Origin of the sequence: Streptomyces sp. ISL-1 (assembly GCF_018614585.1) — a bacterium.
In the GTDB taxonomy this organism is placed as follows: Bacteria; Actinomycetota; Actinomycetes; order Streptomycetales; family Streptomycetaceae; genus Streptomyces; species Streptomyces maoxianensis.
The window spans coordinates 43,039-62,186 of sequence record NZ_JAGGOI010000037.1; the positions used below are offsets into that span (position 1 = coordinate 43,039).

The 19,148-nt window shown below is 70.6% G+C and carries 22 protein-coding genes; 19 read left to right on the plus strand and 3 right to left on the minus strand.

Features of this window, described 5'->3' with window-relative positions:
• Window positions 1–11: 11 nt before the first annotated feature.
• Window positions 12–1,034 (minus strand): hypothetical protein, encoded by a 1,023-nt coding sequence (locus J7E87_RS26270; protein ID WP_215097017.1) that lies wholly within the window; start codon window positions 1,032–1,034, stop codon window positions 12–14.
• Window positions 1,035–1,136: 102 nt separating this feature from the next.
• Window positions 1,137–2,738 carry an oxidoreductase gene (locus J7E87_RS26275; protein ID WP_215097018.1) on the minus strand — a complete coding sequence of 534 codons (1,602 nt, stop codon included), beginning with the start codon at window positions 2,736–2,738 and terminating at the stop codon, window positions 1,137–1,139.
• Between the two features lie 253 nt (window positions 2,739–2,991).
• On the opposite strand from J7E87_RS26275, the gene hisD reads away from it, so the two are divergent.
• The 8 genes from hisD to hisF all read left to right on the plus strand — a co-directional run bounded on the left by hisD (window position 2,992) and on the right by hisF (window position 8,890).
• On the plus strand, window positions 2,992–4,323 hold the full coding sequence (gene hisD, locus J7E87_RS26280) for a histidinol dehydrogenase (RefSeq protein WP_215097019.1): 1,332 nt from the start codon (window positions 2,992–2,994) through the stop codon (window positions 4,321–4,323).
• Window positions 4,302–5,426, plus strand: a complete 1,125-nt coding sequence (locus J7E87_RS26285; protein ID WP_215097020.1) for a histidinol-phosphate transaminase — start codon at window positions 4,302–4,304, stop codon at window positions 5,424–5,426. The genes hisD and J7E87_RS26285 overlap by 22 nt, the downstream gene beginning before the upstream one ends.
• On the plus strand, window positions 5,423–6,016 hold the full coding sequence (hisB, locus tag J7E87_RS26290) for an imidazoleglycerol-phosphate dehydratase HisB (protein ID WP_215097021.1): 594 nt from the start codon (window positions 5,423–5,425) through the stop codon (window positions 6,014–6,016). The genes J7E87_RS26285 and hisB overlap by 4 nt, the downstream gene beginning before the upstream one ends.
• Window positions 6,017–6,200: 184 nt before the next feature.
• Window positions 6,201–6,368: a hypothetical protein gene (locus J7E87_RS26295; protein WP_215097022.1), complete on the plus strand. Its 168-nt coding sequence runs from the start codon at window positions 6,201–6,203 to the stop codon at window positions 6,366–6,368.
• On the plus strand, window positions 6,365–7,006 hold the full coding sequence (gene hisH, locus J7E87_RS26300; protein WP_215097023.1) for an imidazole glycerol phosphate synthase subunit HisH: 642 nt from the start codon (window positions 6,365–6,367) through the stop codon (window positions 7,004–7,006). The genes J7E87_RS26295 and hisH overlap by 4 nt, the downstream gene beginning before the upstream one ends.
• Complete coding sequence (gene priA / locus J7E87_RS26305) at window positions 7,006–7,731, plus strand: bifunctional 1-(5-phosphoribosyl)-5-((5-phosphoribosylamino)methylideneamino)imidazole-4-carboxamide isomerase/phosphoribosylanthranilate isomerase PriA (protein ID WP_215097024.1); 726 nt, start codon at window positions 7,006–7,008, stop codon at window positions 7,729–7,731. The genes hisH and priA overlap by 1 nt, the downstream gene beginning before the upstream one ends.
• Entirely contained in the window at window positions 7,728–8,138 is a 411-nt protein-coding gene (locus J7E87_RS26310) for a RidA family protein (RefSeq protein ID WP_215097025.1), read from the plus strand. The genes priA and J7E87_RS26310 overlap by 4 nt, the downstream gene beginning before the upstream one ends.
• Complete coding sequence (gene hisF, locus J7E87_RS26315) at window positions 8,135–8,890, plus strand: imidazole glycerol phosphate synthase subunit HisF (RefSeq protein ID WP_215097026.1); 756 nt, start codon at window positions 8,135–8,137, stop codon at window positions 8,888–8,890. The genes J7E87_RS26310 and hisF overlap by 4 nt, the downstream gene beginning before the upstream one ends.
• 55 nt (window positions 8,891–8,945) lie before the next feature.
• Here hisF and J7E87_RS26320 read toward each other — a convergent pair whose 3' ends face one another.
• The gene (locus tag J7E87_RS26320; RefSeq protein ID WP_215097027.1) at window positions 8,946–9,581 is read right to left on the minus strand and encodes a TIGR03085 family metal-binding protein; all 636 of its coding nucleotides are present in this window, start codon (window positions 9,579–9,581) and stop codon (window positions 8,946–8,948) included.
• A gap of 84 nt (window positions 9,582–9,665) precedes the next feature.
• Here J7E87_RS26320 and hisI point away from each other — a divergent pair, with 84 nt between their 5' ends.
• From hisI to lgt, 11 genes are all read left to right on the plus strand, one after another.
• Window positions 9,666–10,031, plus strand: coding sequence for a phosphoribosyl-AMP cyclohydrolase (hisI, locus tag J7E87_RS26325; protein ID WP_215097028.1), 366 nt, complete (start codon window positions 9,666–9,668; stop codon window positions 10,029–10,031).
• 11 nt (window positions 10,032–10,042) lie between these two features.
• Window positions 10,043–11,554: an anthranilate synthase component I gene (locus tag J7E87_RS26330; protein ID WP_215097029.1), complete on the plus strand. Its 1,512-nt coding sequence runs from the start codon at window positions 10,043–10,045 to the stop codon at window positions 11,552–11,554.
• A 17-nt stretch (window positions 11,555–11,571) separates the two neighbouring features.
• Window positions 11,572–12,219: a TIGR02234 family membrane protein gene (locus J7E87_RS26335; RefSeq protein ID WP_215097030.1), complete on the plus strand. Its 648-nt coding sequence runs from the start codon at window positions 11,572–11,574 to the stop codon at window positions 12,217–12,219.
• Window positions 12,220–12,327: 108 nt separating this feature from the next.
• Window positions 12,328–12,639 carry an HGxxPAAW family protein gene (locus tag J7E87_RS26340; RefSeq protein WP_215097031.1) on the plus strand — a complete coding sequence of 104 codons (312 nt, stop codon included), beginning with the start codon at window positions 12,328–12,330 and terminating at the stop codon, window positions 12,637–12,639.
• A 121-nt stretch (window positions 12,640–12,760) separates the two neighbouring features.
• Entirely contained in the window at window positions 12,761–13,198 is a 438-nt protein-coding gene (locus J7E87_RS26345; RefSeq protein ID WP_215097056.1) for a DUF2752 domain-containing protein, read from the plus strand.
• Window positions 13,199–13,348: 150 nt separating this feature from the next.
• A complete protein-coding gene (trpC, locus tag J7E87_RS26350; RefSeq protein ID WP_215097032.1) occupies window positions 13,349–14,158 on the plus strand; it encodes an indole-3-glycerol phosphate synthase TrpC in 810 nt (269 codons plus the stop codon).
• 8 nt (window positions 14,159–14,166) lie between these two features.
• Window positions 14,167–14,439, plus strand: coding sequence for a tryptophan biosynthesis modulator TrpM (gene trpM, locus J7E87_RS26355; RefSeq protein WP_251018029.1), 273 nt, complete (start codon window positions 14,167–14,169; stop codon window positions 14,437–14,439).
• Window positions 14,440–14,922: 483 nt separating this feature from the next.
• On the plus strand, window positions 14,923–16,221 hold the full coding sequence (gene trpB, locus J7E87_RS26360) for a tryptophan synthase subunit beta (protein WP_215097033.1): 1,299 nt from the start codon (window positions 14,923–14,925) through the stop codon (window positions 16,219–16,221).
• On the plus strand, window positions 16,218–17,033 hold the full coding sequence (trpA, locus tag J7E87_RS26365; protein ID WP_215097034.1) for a tryptophan synthase subunit alpha: 816 nt from the start codon (window positions 16,218–16,220) through the stop codon (window positions 17,031–17,033). The genes trpB and trpA overlap by 4 nt, the downstream gene beginning before the upstream one ends.
• Before the next feature lie 63 nt (window positions 17,034–17,096).
• Window positions 17,097–17,945, plus strand: a complete 849-nt coding sequence (locus J7E87_RS26370; protein ID WP_215097035.1) for a thioredoxin domain-containing protein — start codon at window positions 17,097–17,099, stop codon at window positions 17,943–17,945.
• A gap of 183 nt (window positions 17,946–18,128) precedes the next feature.
• Window positions 18,129–19,100 (plus strand): prolipoprotein diacylglyceryl transferase, encoded by a 972-nt coding sequence (gene lgt / locus J7E87_RS26375; RefSeq protein ID WP_215097036.1) that lies wholly within the window; start codon window positions 18,129–18,131, stop codon window positions 19,098–19,100.
• Window positions 19,101–19,148 lie beyond the last annotated feature (48 nt).

Sequence of the window (19,148 nt, forward strand, 5' to 3'; positions counted from 1 at the left end):
AGCGGCCAAGCCTAATGGCCGAACGACCTGCTTCGTCCGCCCCGTCCACGCACTGGCACCGCCGAGGCGACCTCGATGCGTACACCGTCCCTCGCCTCGAGGAACTGACCCAGTGGATCGTCGGAGGCATAACTCCACGGAAACGACGTCACATACGGGCCGATCAGCCGGAACTGCTCCAGCGCATCGGTCCATCGCCCCCGCCCCACCAGTACGTACGCAAGCAGGTTGCGCACCTCCGCGGGCCACGGATCCCCGGCCTGATATTCCGCTGAGAGCGTGATCGCGAGATCCGCCGCCGCGTCGATCCGGTCGTCCTGTACGGAGGTGGTGTCCCCGCTCAGCAACTGCGCGAACGCCGCCCGCACCGGCAGGGCCTGCACCAGCGAGCCGGGCAGCGCGTCCGCCGCCGCCTGCTCGGCGAAGTCGAAGCACTCGCGGTGTGAGCCGTACCACTGCGCGGACAGGTACTGCAGGGCCGCGACATGACAGCCGTAGTGGTGCGGGGAGCGGCGCACGGCCTGCTCCCACAACGACTCGAACGCCGTGTGAGTGGCGTGTGTGCCGCGCGCGTGGTCCAGCGAGATCCGCCATGGCACCGGATCGTGCCGATCGCCCTCCGCCGCCGCGTCGATCAGCGGACCGATCTCGCGCAGCCGCTCGGCCCTGGCCGGCGAGTCCCAGGCCCTGCGGACCGCGAGCTGGGCCTTGACGACCAGCGCGTCGGGGTCGCGCGGCGCGGCGGCGAGCCAGGTCGCGAGCCACTCGTCGCGGCTGTACGCGAACGCGGCGAGGCGCATCACGTACCGGTCGCGGTTCTCCCACTCGGCCGATTCACGAGTGGTGGCCAGCAGCTTGGCGGCCGGTTCGTACTCCCCGAGGGCAGCCGCGACCAGCGACGGGCTCAGCCGCTCGTCGGGGGCGTCGAGCAGTACCGCCTCGTCGGGTGGCAGACCGTCGGCGAGCGGCGGCGTATGACGGATCATGCGCGCGGTGCGGATCAGGGCGCGGAGCAATGACATGGTGTGGACCATTGAAAACTGCAGGTCGAGGGCGCGCCAGAGGGAGGCTGTGAAGAGTTCGTAGCGGCCAAATGGTTGTCCTGGCAAAAGCCAAGAGAGCGTAAAGAAAGTGCTTCAGCTGCGCCGGAGAAGGCGGGACGCGCCCGCCGCGACCGTCGTCGCGAGGATCCAGCCGAGCAGGATCAGCGCGGCCGATGCCCACTGCCAGCGGCCGTTCAGCTGCCAGTACCCGTCCTGGCCGAGATTGATCACCGGCAGCAGCAGATCGAGGGCGTAGAGCGCGGCATTCCACCTCGGATGCTCATCTGCCTTGATCGGCGCCGGGTCGATCTGGGCGAAGGCCACCGCGCCCGCCGCCCACAGGATCGCCATCCACAGGGCCGCCCGGCCCGGGCGGTAGCCGTACGCCACCGTCCAGTCCTGCAGATAGCCCCACAACTTCGCGGCCAGCGGCAGCGTCTCCCGGCGGCGGCGCTGCTTGGCGAGCAGCACCTCGCGGGCGTCCGCGTCCTCACCGCTGTTGCGCAGCACGGTCGCCAGTCGTTCGTACGGCTCCGGGGAGTACTCCGGAGTCGCCGATGCCACCCACTCCAGGCGGCGGCTGAGCGGGAACTCCTCGTACGGAACGAGGTTCTCGTAGACGAAGCCTCCCATCGCGAGGCCGCCGGGCCCCGGCCAGCTCGCCGCCAGGTCGATCAGCGTGACGATCTTCGCGCCGTTCAGCACGACGCGGCCCTCTTCCGGGCGCTGAGCGTTGAAGCGCAGCTCCGGAGTGGCGATCCGGCGCAGCGACAGCTCCTCGCGCGAGCTCAGCACGAACCGTGCGTGGTGCAGATCGACCGCGTCGCCGAACCGGCCGTCGTCCAGCCGCACGCCGCCGTGGCACTGGAACGGCTGCAGCCGGGTGCCACGCGCCGTGGTCGTGGCACCGCCGGTGCCGAAGGGGGGAGTGGACCCCTGGTTGCCCGTGGACTCGCTCACCCACGCGCCCGTCATATAGAGCGTGCGCTCGACGCTCAGCTGCGGTGCGTTCAGCGCGCGCCGTTCCCCGGCCGCGCGCAGCCGGCTGCCGCGCAGGCTCAGTGAGACCCCCACCTTCGCGCCGCGCAGACTCAACTCGCCGTACGTCTCTATCAGTTCGGCCTGTAAGTCCTGGGCGACCGACATCCCGTCGGCGGTGATCGCGCGGCCCCGGCGGTCGGGCCGGACATGGATCTGGTTGATCAGCAGATCGGTGCCTATCTGCGCGTCGGTGAGCCGGATGCCGTGCTCGACGCGGCACCGAGGCAGATGCAGATCGCCCTCGGTGCGCAGCCGGGCCGCCTCGATCCGCGGGATCGCACAGCCGACCATACGCACCGTGGTGAAGTGCGCCTCGGGCATGAGTAATTCGCTCTCGAAGCGGCAGCCGTTCAGCTCGACGTACGGGGCGATGCTGCCGCCCGCGAGCTTGAGGGTGCCGGTGATCTGGACCCCGCGGAGCTTCAGCGCGGCGACCCGGCCGGGCCGTGCGCTGGGACCGCTGAGCAGCAGCCGGGCGACCATGGACGCGCGGACGCTGCGTTCGGGACCCCAGGGGCGTGGCGAGAAGGGATCGTTCAGCAGGGGATTCGGGTCGCTCAGGTCGTATGTGCTTCCGTTCCGGAATGCGTTCCACATCTGGAGCTCGGTCGGGCTCAGTCCATTCGGAGGCCCGTCGTCCAGCGGCTCGGTCACTGCCGCTCCTCCGCTTCGTTGGCTCGTACAGCTGTTCTTCCCGTTGAGTGACGGACTGAACGCTAGTGGTCATGAACAACTTTGAAACCAGTGGGGTGGCGCATGGGGGTCCCCCGGACGAAGTCGGGGGGAGTCTCGTTGGGGAGCGGTGGTCGGTGGGCGCATCTCCCAGCGGTAGCCGGGGGAGGGCGGGGCGGTATCAGCCAGTGATACGGAGGACCAGCGGCTGATTCCGGTCTGAGAGAATTGCTCTGTGATCTATCGAATCGATCTGCGTGGCGACGCCCTCCCCGAGGGTGCCGCTCTGCGTGACCTGCTGCCCCGTGCCGAGTTCGACGTGGAAGCCGCCCTGGAGAAGGTGCGGCCCATCTGCGAGGACGTGCATCATCGCGGCACGGCGGCGCTGATCGAGTACGCGGAGAAGTTCGACGGTGTGAAGCTGGACCGGGTGCGAGTGCCCGCGGCGGCGCTCGCCGACGCCCTGGAGCAGCTCGACCCCCAGGTCAGGGCCGCTCTGGAGGAGTCGATCCGGCGCGCCAGGATCGTGCACCGCGCGCAGCGCCGCGACGAGCACACCACCCAGGTCGTCCCCGGCGGCACCGTCACCGAGAAGTGGGTGCCGGTCGAGCGCGTCGGTCTGTACACACCGGGCGGACGCTCCGTCTACCCCTCCTCCGTGATCATGAACGTGGTGCCGGCGCAGGAGGCGGGGGTCGAGTCCATCGCGCTCGCCTCCCCGCCGCAGAAAGAGTTCGGGGGGCTTCCGCACCCCACGATCCTGGCCGCCTGCGCACTGCTCGGCGTCGACGAGGTGTACGCCACGGGCGGCGCCCAGGCCGTCGCGATGTTCGCGTACGGCACCTCCGGACCTGACGGCTGCGCCCCCGCGAACATGGTGACGGGCCCCGGCAATATCTGGGTCGCCGCAGCCAAGCGGTACTTCACCGGCCGGATCGGCATCGACACCGAGGCGGGCCCGACCGAGATCGCGGTCCTCGCCGACTCCACCGCCGACCCGGTGCACGTCGCCGCCGACCTGATCAGCCAGGCCGAGCACGACCCGATGGCCGCCGCCGTGCTGGTCACCGACTCCGTCGAGCTGGCCGACGCGGTCGAGAAGGAGCTCGAGCCGCAGGTCGCGGCCACCAAGCACATCGAGGACCGGATCGTTCCGGCGCTGAGCGGCAAGCAGTCCGCGATCGTCCTGGTCGACGGCGTCGAAGAGGGCCTGCGGGTCGTCAATGCGTACGGCGCCGAGCACCTGGAGATCCACACCGCCGACGCCGCCGCGGTCGCCGCCCGGGTCCGCAACGCCGGCGCGATCTTCGTCGGCCCGTGGTCGCCCGTCTCGCTCGGCGACTACTGCGCCGGTTCCAACCACGTCCTGCCGACCGGCGGCTGCGCCTGCCACTCCTCGGGCCTGTCCGTGCAGTCCTTCCTGCGCGGCATCCACATCGTCGACTACACCCGCGACGCACTCGCCGAGGTGACGCACCATGTCGTCACGCTCGCCGAGGCCGAGGACCTGCCCGCGCACGGCGCCGCCCTCAAGGCACGCTTCGGATGGAAGGTGCCCGAGCAGTGACCGGAATCGATGATCTGCCCATCCGCGACGAGCTTCGCGGCAAGTCCCCGTACGGGGCGCCCCAGCTCGACGTCCCCGTGCAGCTGAACACCAACGAGAACCCGTACCCGCTGCCCGAGCCGCTGGTCGAGCGGATCGCCCAGCGGGTCGCGGAGGCCGCGCGCGGGCTCAACCGCTACCCCGACCGGGACGCCGTCGAACTGCGCACCGAACTCGCCCGCTATCTCACCCGTACGGCCGGGCACGAGGTGAGCCGCGCCAACGTCTGGGCCGCCAACGGTTCCAACGAGGTCATCCAGCAGCTGCTGCAGACCTTCGGCGGCCCGGGCCGCAGCGCCATCGGCTTTGAGCCCTCGTACTCGATGCACGGCCTCATCGCGCGCGGCACGGGCACCGAATGGATCTCCGGACCGCGCCGCGAGGACTTCACGATCGACCTCGACGCGGCAGCCGCGGCCATCGCCGAGCACCGCCCCGACGTCGTCTTCATCACCTCGCCCAACAACCCGACGGGCACCGCGGTTCAGGCCGGAACCGTCCTCGCGCTGTACGAGGCGGCCCAGGCCGCCAAGCCGTCCCTGGTGGTCGTCGACGAGGCGTACGTCGAATTCAGCCATGGCCCCTCGCTGCTTCCGCTGATCGAGGGCCGGCCGAACCTGGTGGTCTCCCGCACCATGTCCAAGGCCTTCGGCGCGGCCGGTCTGCGCCTGGGCTATCTGGCCGCCCACCCCGCGGTGGTCGACGCCGTCCAGCTGGTGCGCCTGCCGTACCACCTGTCCGCCGTCACCCAGGCCACCGCGCTGGCCGCGCTGGAGCACACCGATACGCTGCTCGGGTATGTCGAGCAGCTGAAGCGGGAGCGGGACCGGCTGGTCACCGAGTTGCGGGCGATCGGCTGGGAGGTCACCGAATCGGATGCCAACTTCGTCCAGTTCGGCCGCTTCGCCGACAGTCATGAGGCCTGGCAGAAGATCCTCGACCGGGGTGTCCTGGTCCGTGACAACCAAGTGCCCGGGTGGCTGCGGGTCACCGCCGGCACCCCTGATGAGAACGACGCGTTTCTCGACGCGGTCCGTGAGCTGAAGAAGGAGTACGACGCATGAGCCGCGTAGGCCGTGTCGAACGCACCACCAAGGAGACGTCCGTCGTCGTCGAGATCGACCTCGACGGCCACGGAAAGGTCGACGTGTCGACCGGGGTCGGGTTCTACGACCACATGCTCGACCAGCTCGGCCGCCACGGCCTGTTCGACCTCACTGTGAAGACCGAGGGCGATCTGCACATCGACTCGCACCACACCATCGAGGACACCGCCCTCGCGCTCGGGGCCGCCTTCAAGCAGGCGCTCGGCGACAAGGTGGGGATTTATCGATTCGGCAACTGCACCGTGCCACTGGACGAGTCCCTCGCCCAGGTCACCGTGGACCTCTCGGGCCGCCCGTATCTCGTGCACAGGGAGCCCGAGAACATGGCGCCCATGATCGGCTCGTACGACACGACCATGACCCGGCACATCTTCGAGTCCTTCGTCGCACAGGCCCAGATCGCCCTGCACATCCACGTCCCGTACGGGCGCAACGCGCACCACATCGTGGAGTGCCAGTTCAAGGCGCTGGCCCGGGCTCTGCGATACGCCTCGGAGCGCGACCCGCGCGCCGTGGGCATCCTCCCCTCCACGAAGGGCGCACTGTGAGCGACGCACAGGCGGCCGCCGGGCCGCACGTGGCCCCGAAGGCGGCACCTCTGCGCCGCGTGGGCGGAGAAGCGAACGAAAAGGTCGCAGTGAGCGACGCGCACGCGGCCGCCGGGCCGCACGTGACCTTGAAGGCGGCACCTCTGCGCCGCGTGGGCGGAGAAGCGAACGAGAAGGTAACCCCATGACCGGCCTCTCCACCATTCTCATCGTCGTCGGGCTCTTCCTCGCCGGCGGTGTGTACTCCTTCTCCAAGCAGAAGATGCCCAAGGGCCTGATCGTGCTCCTCACCATCGCCTCCGTGATGTGCCTGGTCGCCGGCGTCCTGCGGATCCAGGGGGTCTGGGCATGAGCACTCCGAAGAAGGTCGTCGTCTTCGACTACGGATTCGGCAATATCCGCTCCGCCGAGCGCGCGCTGGCCCGCGTCGGCGCGGACGTCGAGATCACCCGTGACTTCGACACGGCCATGAACGCCGACGGGCTCCTCGTCCCCGGCGTCGGCGCCTTCTCCGCCTGCATGGAAGGCCTCAAGAAGGCCCGAGGCGAGTGGATCATCGGCCGCCGACTCTCCGGCGGCCGCCCGGTCATGGGCATCTGCGTCGGCATGCAGATCCTCTTCGCACGCGGCATCGAGCACGGCGTGGAGAGCGAGGGCCTCGACGAATGGCCCGGCACGGTCGGCCCGCTGAAGGCGCCGATCGTTCCCCACATGGGCTGGAACACCGTCGAGTCGCCGACCGGCAGCACGCTCTTCGCCGGAGTCGACGCCGATGCCCGGTTCTACTTCGTGCACTCCTACGCCGTGCACGAGTGGAGCCTGGAAGTGACCAACGCCGCCATCCGCGCGCCCCAGGTCACCTGGGCGACGCACGGCGAGCGCTTTGTCGCCGCCGTCGAGAACGGCCCGCTGTGGGCGACCCAGTTCCACCCCGAGAAGTCCGGCGACGCCGGCGCCCAGCTGCTGACCAACTGGATCGAGACGCTGTAATGCCGAAGCTTGAACTCCTCCCCGCCGTCGATGTCCGCGACGGCCAGGCCGTCCGCCTCGTGCACGGTGAGTCCGGTACGGAGACGTCGTACGGCTCTCCGCTGGAGGCCGCCCTGGCCTGGCAGCGCGCGGGCGCCGAGTGGCTGCATCTGGTCGACCTGGACGCGGCCTTCGGTACCGGCGACAACCGGGCGCTGATCGCCGAGGTCGCCGGCGCGATGGACATAAAGGTCGAGCTCTCCGGCGGCATCCGCGACGACGCCTCGCTCGCGGCCGCGCTGGCCACCGGCTGCACCCGGGTCAACCTGGGGACGGCCGCGCTGGAGACCCCCGAGTGGGTCGCCAAGGTCATCGCCGAGCACGGCGACAAGATCGCGGTCGGCCTGGACGTACGTGGCACGACGCTGCGCGGGCGCGGCTGGACCCGCGACGGCGGCGACCTCTACGAGACGCTCGCCCGGCTCGACTCCGAGGGCTGCGCCCGCTACGTCGTCACCGACATCGCCAAGGACGGCACCCTGCAGGGCCCCAACCTGGAACTGCTGAAGAACGTCTGCGCGGCCACCGACAAGCCGGTCGTCGCCTCCGGCGGCGTCTCCTCGCTGGACGACCTGCGGGCGATCGCCTCGCTGGTGCCCGAGGGCGTCGAGGGCGCGATCGTCGGCAAGGCGCTGTACGCGAAGGCGTTCACCCTCGAAGAGGCGCTCGCGGCGGTGTCGGCATGACCGACTCCGGCTCTGATTCCGTACGACGCATCGGCTCCGACGGACCGTGGGAGGAAGCCTTCGGCTACTCCCGCGCCGTCCAGCTTCCGAACGGCCTGGTCCTGGTCTCCGGCTGCACCTCGGTCGTGGGCGGCCAGATCGCCGCGGGCGGCCCCTACGAGCAGGCGGTGACCGCCTTCGGCGTCGCCCTCGACACGCTGAAGGAGCTGGGCCTGGGCCGGGAGGACGTGGTGCGTACGCGGATGTACATCACGCACGCCCGGGACGTGGACGAGGTCGGCCGCGCCCACAAGGAACTGTTCGACGACGTCCGTCCGGCCGCGTCGATGCTCATCGTCTCCGGCTTCGTCGACCCGAGCCTGGTCGTCGAGATCGAGGTCGAGGCCTACCGAGGAGGTGCCCAATGACTCTCGCGGTCCGAGTCATCCCTTGCCTGGACGTGGAGAACGGCCGGGTCGTCAAGGGAGTCAACTTCCAGAATCTGCGCGACGCGGGCGACCCCGTGGAGATGGCCAAGCTGTACGACGCCGAGGGCGCCGACGAGCTGACCTTCCTCGACATCTCGGCCTCGTCCGGCAACCGTGAGACCACGTACGACGTGGTGCGCCGCACCGCCGAGCAGGTCTTCATCCCGCTGACCGTGGGCGGCGGCGTGCGCAGCGTCGACGATGTGGACAAGCTACTGCGCGCGGGCGCGGACAAGGTGGGCGTGAACACCGCGGCGATCGCCCGCCCCGAGCTGATCCGCGAGATCGCGGATCGCTTCGGCCGCCAGGTGCTGGTGCTCTCCGTCGACGCACGGCGTACTCCCGAGGGCTCCTTCGAGGTCACCACACACGGCGGGCGCAAGGGCACCGGCATCGACGCCGTCGAATGGGCGCACCGGGCCGCCGAGTTGGGCGCGGGCGAGATCCTGCTCAACTCGATGGACGCCGACGGCACCAAGGACGGCTACGACATCGAGATGATCGCGGCGGTCCGTGAGCACGTGTCCGTCCCGGTCATTGCGAGCGGCGGCGCGGGCAAGTCGGCGGACTTCCCCCCGGCCGTCGCGGCGGGCGCGGACGCGGTGCTGGCGGCCTCGGTGTTCCACTTCGGCGATCTGCGGATCTCCCAGGTCAAGGACACCCTGCGCAGGGCGGGACACCCCGTCCGCTGACCTCACCCCGGCCTCGAGTACGTGGCGTGGCGTGCCGTGGCGGGACAACGACGACCTACATCCCGAACGCCTCGGCCTCATGCAGCCGCGCGATCGCGTCCTTGTCCCCCTCCAGCTCCACCCGCGCCACGTCCTGCCGCCCGAAGGCGAACATCGTCAGCTCACCCGGCTCCCCTGTCGCTGTCACCACGGGTGCGCCGCGGCGGGCGACCGCGGTCTGCCCGTCCGTACGCCGCAACACAACCCCGACCGGCGCCTTACGGCCCAGCAGCCTGGCCGCCTTCTCCAGACGCGACCACAGGGCATCCTCGAAGACCCGGTCCAGTTCGCGCGGCGTCCAGTCCGGCTGCGCCCGGCGCACATCCTCGCCGTGCACATAGAACTCGACGGTGTTGGCCGCCTCGTCGAGCTGCTTGATGCCGTACGGCGACATCCGCGGCGGCCCCGTACGGATCAGCTGGATCAGCTCCTCGTACGGCTTCGATGCGAACTCGGCCTGGACCCGTTCCAGCCGGTCCTTCAGCGCGCCGAGCAGTATCCCGCCCGCCGCGTCCAGCCGCCGCTCGCGCACCACCACATGGGCGGCCAGATCGCGGGTCTTCCAGCCCTCGCACAGGGTCTGGGCTTCGGGGCCCACCATCTCCAACAGGTCGGCGAGCAGAAGCCGTTCACGCTTGGCATGGGTCGACATGTCCGCCAGCCTACGGTGGGCGCACCGGGTCCGCCCAGTGGACGCACCGCCCGCCGCCCCCGCCCAGCACGGCACAATGGCGGTATGACCAGCAGTGTCCCCGCCAGCTCCCTCGATCCCACCCTCGCCGCGCGCCTCAGGCGCAGCGCCGACGGCCTGGTTCCGGCCATCGCCCAGCAGTACGACACCGGTGAGGTGCTGATGCTCGGGTGGATGGACGACGAGGCCCTGCACCGCACCCTGACCACCGGCCGCTGCACCTACTGGTCCCGCAGCCGCCAGGAGTACTGGGTCAAGGGCGACACATCCGGCCATGTCCAGCACGTCAAGTCCGTCGCTCTCGACTGCGACGCCGACGCGATCCTCGTCAAGGTCGACCAGGTCGGCGCCGCCTGCCACACCGGGGACCGCACCTGCTTCGACGCCGACGTACTCCCCCTGGACCAGTAAGGTCGGGCGCCATGGATCTCGACACCTTCCGCAAGCTCGCCGCCGACCGCCGTGTCATCCCCGTCAGCCGCAAGCTCCTCGCCGACGGCGACACCCCGGTCGGGCTCTACCGCAAGCTCGCCGGCGAGCGCGAAGGCACCTTCCTGCTCGAGTCGGCCGAAAACGGACGGTCGTGGTCCCGGTACTCCTTCATCGGCGTACGGTCCGACGCGACCCTCACCGAACGTGACGGTCAGGTGTCGTGGCTCGGCACCCCGCCGGTCGGCGTCCCCCTCGACGGCGATCCGCTGCAGGCTCTGCGCGCCACCGTCGAGGCGCTGCACACTCCCCCTACGCCCAGCGGCGTGGGAGGTATCGCCATGCGCGACTCCGGAATGCCGCCCTTCACCGGAGGCATGGTCGGCTATCTCGGGTACGACATCGTCCGCAGGCTGGAGAAGATCGGCCCCGGCGAGCGCGACGACCTGAAGCTGCCCGAGCTGACCATGCTGCTCACCTCCGACCTCGCCGTGCTCGACCACTGGGACGGCACCGTCATGCTGATCGCCAACGCGATCAACCACAACGACCTCGACACCGGGGTCGACGAGGCATACGCCGACGCCGTCGCGCGCCTGGACGCCATGGAGGCCGACCTCACACGACCGCTGGCCTCCGCTCCCGCCGTGCTGCCGCCCTCGGAGCTGCCGGAGTTCTCCGCGCTGTGGGGCGGCGAGGACTACCAGGACGCCGTCAGGGACATCAAGGAGCGCATCCGGTCCGGTGAGGCCTTCCAGGTCGTGCCCTCCCAGCGGTTCGAAACCCCTTGCACGGCAAGCGCGCTGGACGTCTACCGCGTGCTGCGGGCCACCAACCCCAGCCCCTATATGTACCTCTTCCGCTTCGAGGGATTCGATGTCGTCGGCTCCAGCCCCGAGGCGCTCGTCAAGGTCGAGGACGGGCACGCCATGGTCCACCCCATCGCCGGGACCCGGCCGCGCGGCGCGACCCCGCAGGAGGACCAGGCGCTCGCCGACGAGCTGATGGCCGACCCCAAGGAGCGCGCCGAGCACCTGATGCTGGTCGACCTCGGCCGCAACGACCTGGGCCGGGTCTGCGAGCCCGGCAGCGTCGAGGTCGTCGACTTCATGTCGATCGAGCGGTACTCCCACGTCATGCACATCGTCTCGACCGTCACCGGCCAGGTCGCCGAGGGCCGCACCGCCTTCGACGTGCTCACCGCCTGCTTCCCCGCCGGCACCCTCTCCGGGGCCCCCAAGCCACGGGCGATGCAGATCATCGACGAGCTGGAGCCCTCACGGCGCGGGCTGTACGGCGGCTGCGTCGGCTATCTCGACTTCGCCGGCGACTCCGACACCGCGATCGCGATCCGTACCGCGCTGCTGCGCGACGGAACGGCGTTCGTGCAGGCCGGAGCAGGTGTCGTTGCCGACTCGGACCCGGTCGCCGAGGACACCGAGTGCCGCAACAAGGCGGCCGCGGTGCTCCGCGCCGTACATACCGCGAACCGCCTCAACAGCTGACCGGGCGGTAAGGGATAGTGGGGTACGTGAGTGCTGTACCCGTACCCCAGCCCCGCGCCGGATCCGCATCCGCCGCCACCGGCAGCCGCCGCAGCCTTGCCGCGGCCCTGTTCCTCGGCGCCGCCGGCGCGACCGTCGTACTGCTCGCCGCCGGCCAGGTCTGGGCGAAGGGCACGGCAGCCGTCGGCGGCGGCACGCTGCCCCTCGACGCCGAGGGCGGCGATATCACCGGCGTTCCGACGGCGCTCGCCATCGTCGGCCTGGCCGCCCTCGTCGCCGTCTTCGCGGTCCGCAGCGCGGGCCGGCTGCTCGTCTCCGCACTGCTCGCCCTGAGCGGCGCGGGCGCGGCGCTCGCCGCGGCACTCGCGGCCGCCGACAGCGCAGCCCTCGACGAGAAGGCGGCGAGGACCACCGGCGACGCGGCCGCCACGGTCGAGGCGCTCACCCACACCGCCTGGCCCTATGTGACCGTGGCCGGGAGCCTGCTGATCCTGCTCGCGGGCCTGCTCGCGCTGCGCTACGGCAAGCAGTGGCCCGCCATGTCGGGCCGCTACGAGCGCGACGGCACCCCACGGCCCCGCAAGGCCCCCGTGGTGGACTCGGACCGGCCCGAGGACCTGTGGAAGGCTCTGGACCGCGGCGAGGACCCTACGCGCGAGGCGTGACGCACCCCACGCCATGACGCGCCACGGCGTACGGGAGAATGAGAGGTGAGCTTCGCGCTCACCACCGAACAACAGCGCACCCCAGCAACATCGACGAGGAGCACATTAATGTCGGGCACCAGCCACGGACACACCCCGGCCGCCTGGACCGGTGTCACCATCGCCGTCTTCGGCTTCTGTATCGCCGGCATCTTCATGGTGGCGGCCAATCCGCTCGGTTTCTGGGCCGGAGTGGCCGTGATCCTGCTCGGCGGTGTCGTCGGCGGAGCCATGAAGGCCGCCGGGCTCGGCATGCCGAAGGAGTCCGAGGCCCACGTGCTGGCGAGGTCGCGGGCGAGCCAGGCGCAGACCGCCACGGCCCAGCCGGCCACCGCGCAGACCGCCGCGGCCCAGCCCGCCACCGCGCAGGCGTCCTCCTGACGCTGCCGTACGGCTCTACGCTGCGAGGCGCAGCCGGGCGTGCCCGGGCTGCGCCTCTGTGCATGCGCCTTTTCCGTATGCGCCTTTCCGTATCAACGGCGAGAATCACGGGGTGGACGCCATGCCTTCCTCCGCCGCAGCCCCGCGTGAGCCCGGCCCCGCCCCGCTCGCACGGCGACTGGCGACGCCTCTGGTCACCCTCGCCGGAGTGGCCGCGGCCTTCGCGTACGTCGGCACGGTCGATCCCAACGAACCGGGCCACTACCCGGTCTGCCCGCTGCTCCGTCTCACCGGGATCTACTGCCCGGGCTGCGGCGGGCTGCGCAGCGCCCACGCCTTCATCCACGGCGATCTGACCATCGCGCTCGGGGCCAATGCCATGGCCGTCGCGGGCTACGGAGTCTTCGCCGTAGTGTGGATGGTGTGGCTGATTCACGCCGTACGGGGCGTGCCCCTGCGGGTCGCCGTCGCCCCGGTGTGGTGGTGGTCGCTGGGCGGTGTTCTTCTGGTTTTCAGCGTGATCCGGAACCTGCCGTTCGGCTCTGCGCTCGCGCCGTGACCGTTCTCGTCCGGCGGACGACCCCGGTCCCGCGAAGTCCCAGGTAGTGGGACGGGCGTCAACCGGATGCGAGCCTCGAGCCCTCCTGCGGATACCATCGACATGGCTGATCCTGATCCATCTGAACCGTCCCGGAAGGGGGCCGCTCGCGTGAGTGTGCTCGACGAGATCATCGAAGGCGTGCGCGCCGACCTCGCAGAGCGGCAGGCGCGTGTGAGCCTCGACGAGCTCAAGGAGCGGGCCGCCAAGGCTCCTGCGGCCAAGGACGGCGTTGCCGCGCTGCGTGGCGAGGGCGTCCATGTGATCTGTGAGGTCAAGCGCTCCAGCCCGTCGAAGGGCGCGCTGGCCGCGATCGCCGACCCGGCCGCGCTCGCCGCGGACTACGAGGCGGGCGGCGCGGCCGTCATCTCCGTACTGACCGAGCAGCGCCGCTTCGGCGGCTCGCTCGCCGACCTCGAGGCCGTCCGCGCCAAGGTCGACATCCCGGTGCTGCGCAAGGACTTCATCGTCACCGCGTACCAGCTGTGGGAGGCCAGGGCGTACGGCGCCGACCTCGTCCTGCTGATCGTCGCCGCGCTGGAGCAGGAGGCCCTGGTCTCGCTGATCGAGCGCGCAGAGTCGATCGGGCTCACCCCGCTGGTCGAGGTGCACGACGAGGACGAGGCCGAGCGCGCGGTGGAGGCCGGAGCGAAGATCATCGGCGTGAACGCCCGCGATCTGAAGACGCTGCAGGTCGACCGCTCGACGTTCGACCGGGTCGCCCCCGAGATCCCGGCGCACATCGTCAAGATCGCCGAGTCCGGAGTGCGCGGCCCGCACGACCTGATCGCCTACGCGAACGCGGGCGCCGACGCGGTGCTGGTCGGCGAGTCCCTGGTCACCGGCCGCGACCCGAAGTCGGCGGTCGCCGACCTGGTCGCCGCGGGCGCGCACCCGGCCCTGCGTCACGGGCGAGGCTGACCGCCCCCATGACCGTCGTCGGCCGTGTCGCCCCGCAGTGCCGGACGCCGTCGCGTCCGGCGGCGGGCGACGTGTGCCGGCAGCTCACGACTCCCCGCGGCGCGGCGCTCGCCGCCGCACGCGACCCGTACGCGCGGCTGGCCCGAGGCTGCAAGCCCCGGGGCTGCCGGGCCCCGGCCCGCCGGGTGCACGGCCGCCGGGTGAGGTACGTCATCGGCTCCGAGCCGGGCCAGGTCAACGGCATGCGATGGCGTGCGGTCCGCGCGCGCGAAGACCGCTAGGCCGCTGCGGCGGGGGTTTCCCTCGCTGCCCCTCCCCCCTCCCCCAAACCGGGGCTCCGCCCCTACCCCGCGCCTCAAACGCCGGCGAGGCTTGAATTTCCGCCGGACAGGCGGAAATTCAAGCCCGTTGGGGGTCCCCCCGGACGAAGTCTGGGGGAGATTGAGGACACGCCCGCAGGGCGTAGGTGGGGCCCCGCGCCCGCAGGGCGTAGGTGGGGCCCCGCGCCCGCTGGGCGTAGGTGGGGCCCCGTGCCCGCTGGGCGTAGGTGGGGCCCCGTGCCCGCTGGGCGTAGGTGGGGCCCCGCGCCCGCTGGGCGTAGGTGGGGGTCCCCCCACGCCCGCAGGGGCGTAGGGGGCGGGTCTGGGGGCTTGCCCCCAGTTACGGGATGGGGCGGGGGAAAGACCCGCCGGTCGCGCACGCATACCGTGTCCTCTGCAGACCAGAACTTCTGGGGCATAACGCCCCGACAAGGAGCACGTCGCATGTCGAGCGACTTCTTCATCCCGGACCCGGAGGGTCAAATCCCCAGCGCCGAGGGCTACTTCGGCGCATTCGGCGGCAAGTTCATCCCCGAGGCGCTCGTCGCCGCGGTCGACGAGGTCGCCGTCGAGTACGACAAGGCCAAGGCCGACCCCGCCTTCGTGGCCGAGCTCAATGACCTGATGGCCAACTACACCGGCCGCCCCAGTGCCCTCACCGAGGTGCCCCGGTTCGCCGAGCACGCCGGCGGGGCGCGCGTCTTCCTGAAGCGGGAGGACCTCAACCACACCGGCTCGCACAAGATCAACAACGTGCTGGGCCAGGCGCTGCTCACCAAGCGCATGGGCAAGACCCGGGTGATCGCCGAGACCGGCGCCGGCCAGCACGGCGTCGCGACCGCGACCGCCTGCGCCCTCTTCGGCCTCGAGTGCACGATCTACATGGGCGAGATCGACACCCAGCGCCAGGCTCTGAACGTGGCCCGGATGAGGATGCTCGGCGCCGAGGTCATCCCGGTGGCCTCCGGAAGCCGGACCCTGAAGGACGCCATCAACGAGGCGTTCCGCGACTGGGTCGCCAACGTGGACCGTACGCACTATCTCTTCGGCACGGTCGCCGGACCGCACCCCTTCCCCGCCATGGTCCGCGACTTCCACCGCGTCATCGGCGTCGAGGCCCGTCGCCAGATCCTCGAGCGGGCCGGCCGGCTGCCGGACGCGGCCGTCGCCTGCGTCGGCGGCGGGTCCAACGCGATCGGGCTGTTCCACGCCTTCATCCCGGACGCTTCCGTACGGCTCATCGGCTGCGAGCCGGCGGGCCACGGCATCGAGTCCGGCGAGCACGCGGCCACTCTGACCGCCGGCGAGCCCGGCATCCTGCACGGATCGCGGTCCTACGTCCTGCAGGACGAGGAGGGCCAGATCACCGAGCCGTACTCGATCTCCGCCGGACTCGACTACCCCGGCATCGGCCCCGAGCACTCGTACCTCAAGGACAGCGGCCGCGGGGAGTACCGCGCGGTGACCGACGACGAGGCGATGCAGTCGCTGCGGCTGCTGTCCCGTACGGAGGGCATCATTCCGGCCATCGAGTCCGCGCACGCGCTGGCGGGAGCGCTGGAGGTCGGCAAGGAGCTGGGGAAGGACGGGCTGATCGTCGTCAATCTGTCCGGCCGCGGTGACAAGGACATGGACACCGCCGCCCGTTACTTCGGGCTGTACGACGGCGAAGGGGGCGCCAAGGTCGCCGCCGACGCCTCCGCGGAGAACGGCTACGCGGAGATCAGGAGGGACGCGAAGTGAGCGGCAACATCCAGCTGTTGAGCGACACCCTGGCGCAGGCCAGGGACGAGAACCGGGCCGCCCTCATCGCGTATCTCCCGGCCGGCTTCCCGACCGTCGACGGCGGCATCGAGGCGGTCAAGGCCGCCCTGGACGGCGGCGCCGACGTGGTCGAGGTCGGGCTGCCGCACAGCGACCCCGTACTCGACGGCCCCGTCATCCAGACCGCCGACGACATCGCGCTGCGCGGCGGCGTCAAGATCGCCGATGTGATGCGTACGGTCCGCGAGGCGCACGAGGCCACCGGCAAGCCGGTCCTCGTGATGACGTACTGGAATCCGATCGACCGCTACGGCATCGAGCGCTTCACCGCCGAGCTCGCCGACGCGGGCGGGGCAGGCTGCATCCTGCCCGACCTGCCGGTCCAGGAGGCCGGCGTATGGCGCGAGCACGCCGAGAAGCACGGCCTCGCCACGGTCTTCGTCGTGGCGCCGAGCAGCAAGGACGCCCGGCTGGCGAAGATCACGGCGGCCGGTTCCGGCTTTGTGTACGCAGCTTCGCTGATGGGTGTCACCGGCACCCGTGCGTCGGTGGGCGCGCAGGCCCAGGATCTGGTGCGGCGCACCCGCGCCACCACCGAACTGCCGGTCTGCGTGGGCCTCGGCGTCTCCAACCCCGAGCAGGCCGCCGAGGTCGCTTCCTTCGCGGACGGCGTGATCGTCGGGTCCGCGTTCGTGAAGCGGCTCCTCGACGCACCGGACCAGGCCGCCGGCCTGGCGGCGGTGCGGGAACTGGCGGCCGAGCTCGCCGAGGGTGTGCGCCGGAACGCGTAGCTCATAAGGGTGGATCTGGGACCGGGGAGGCATGCACATGCCTCCCCGGTTCGTTTGTGGGATGTGAGCGAGAAGAACCAGGAACGGAAGCGTGCCGCGCGCGAGCGGCTCCAGCAGCAGCGTGAGTCGGACAAGGCGCGCGAGAAAAGACGGCGGGTGCTGATCGTCTCCGCCGCGGTGGTGGGCGTCCTCGGCCTGGCCGCCGTCGTCGGCGTGATCGCCGCGAACGCCGGAAAGGCCGGGAAGAAAGACAGCGGTTCCGACACCGGTCCGCTCCTCGCGCCGGCGGGCGTGCAGGGCAAGGACCAGCTCGCGATCCCGGTGGGCGCGAACGACGCGCCGTCCACCCTCACGGTGTGGGAGGACTTCCGCTGCCCGGCCTGCGCCAGTTTCGAGAACGCCTTCCGGGACACCATCCATGAGCTCGAGCGGACGGGCCAGCTCAAGATCGAGTACCACCTCGCCACCATCATCGACGGGAACATGGGCGGCAGCGGCTCGCTGCACGCGGCGAACGCCGCGGCGTGCGCGCAGGACGTAGGGAAATTCGTCCCGTACCACGATGTTCTGTACCAGAACCAGCCGCCGGAGACGGACGACGCCTTCGCCAACAACAGCAGGCTGATCGAGCTCGCCGGCAAGGTCGACGGCCTGGTCACCCCCGAATTCCGCAGCTGTGTGGAGGAGGGCAAACACAACGCCTGGGTGGCCAAGTCGAACGCCGCCTTCAGGAGCGGTGGCTTCCGCGGTACCCCGACCGTGCTGCTCAACGGGGAGTCCGTCTTCCCGCAGAAGGGCTCCGAGCGGATCACCGTCCCCAACTTCAAGAAGTGGGTGGCAGAGGCGAACAAGGGCAAGAAGCCGGGCACCCAGCGGCCCAGCCCGAGTCCGGGTGGTTCTGCCTCCTCCTGACGGCCTCCCGCTGACGGCCTCCCGCTGACGGCCTCCCGCTGACGGCCTCTGCCGCAGCCTCCCGGCGTACATCGGTGTACATAGCGACACACATCGGTGTACGTCCGGGGCGCGGCTCGTTATCCATACGTTGCCGGGTGGGTTGCCGTGGGTCCCGCCCGGCAGGGTAGCGTCGGTCCTGCCATGGAAATTGCCTACATTCCCAGCCCGTCGACCGGAGTGATCCACCTCGGACCGCTCCCGCTGCGCGGCTATGCCTTCTGCATCATCATCGGTGTCTTCGCGGCCGTCTGGTACGGCAACAAGCGATGGATCGCTCGCGGCGGCAAGGCCGGCACCGTGGCCGACATCGCCGTCTGGGCGGTGCCCTTCGGTCTCGTCGGCGGTCGGCTGTACCACGTGATCACCGACTACCAGCTGTATTTCAGCGAGGGTGAGAACTGGGTCGACGCCTTCAAGATCTGGGAGGGCGGCCTCGGCATCTGGGGCGCGATCGCGCTCGGCGCGGTCGGTGCCTGGATCGGCTGCCGCCGCCGCGGGATCCCGTTGCCGGCCTGGGCGGACGCCCTCGCGCCCGCCATCGCCATAGCGCAGGCGATCGGCCGCTGGGGCAACTGGTTCAACCAGGAGCTGTACGGCAAGCCGACGGATCTGCCGTGGGCCCTCAAGATCACCGAGGGTACGAACCGCGAGGCGGGCCTCTACCACCCGACATTCCTGTACGAGTCCCTGTGGTGCATCGGCGTCGCGCTTCTGGTCATCTGGGCCGACCGGCGCTTCAAGCTGGGACACGGCCGGGCGTTCGCCCTCTACGTCGCTTCGTACTGCGTGGGCCGGGCCTGGATCGAGTACATGCGCGTCGACGAGGCGCACCACGTGCTGGGGCTGCGCCTCAATGTGTGGACCTCGATCGTCGTCTTCGTGCTGGCGGTGACGTACATGGTGATCTCGGCGCGGGTGCGGCCCGGGCGCGAGGAGATCGTCGAGCCGGAGAGGCCTGACAAGTCGGCGAACGCGGCGGCTGCGAAGCCGGACGGTGACGACGCCGTGGGTGACCCTGCGGACCACCCTGTGGACCACCCGGTGGACAGGGACGGTGCTGCCGCGGAGGACTCGGGCGCCGGCGCGGACGCGGAGTCGGCCAAGAAGGGCTGACCGCGGACATCTGCGACTCGAACTGCGTGACTTGCGCGACGAGGCCGC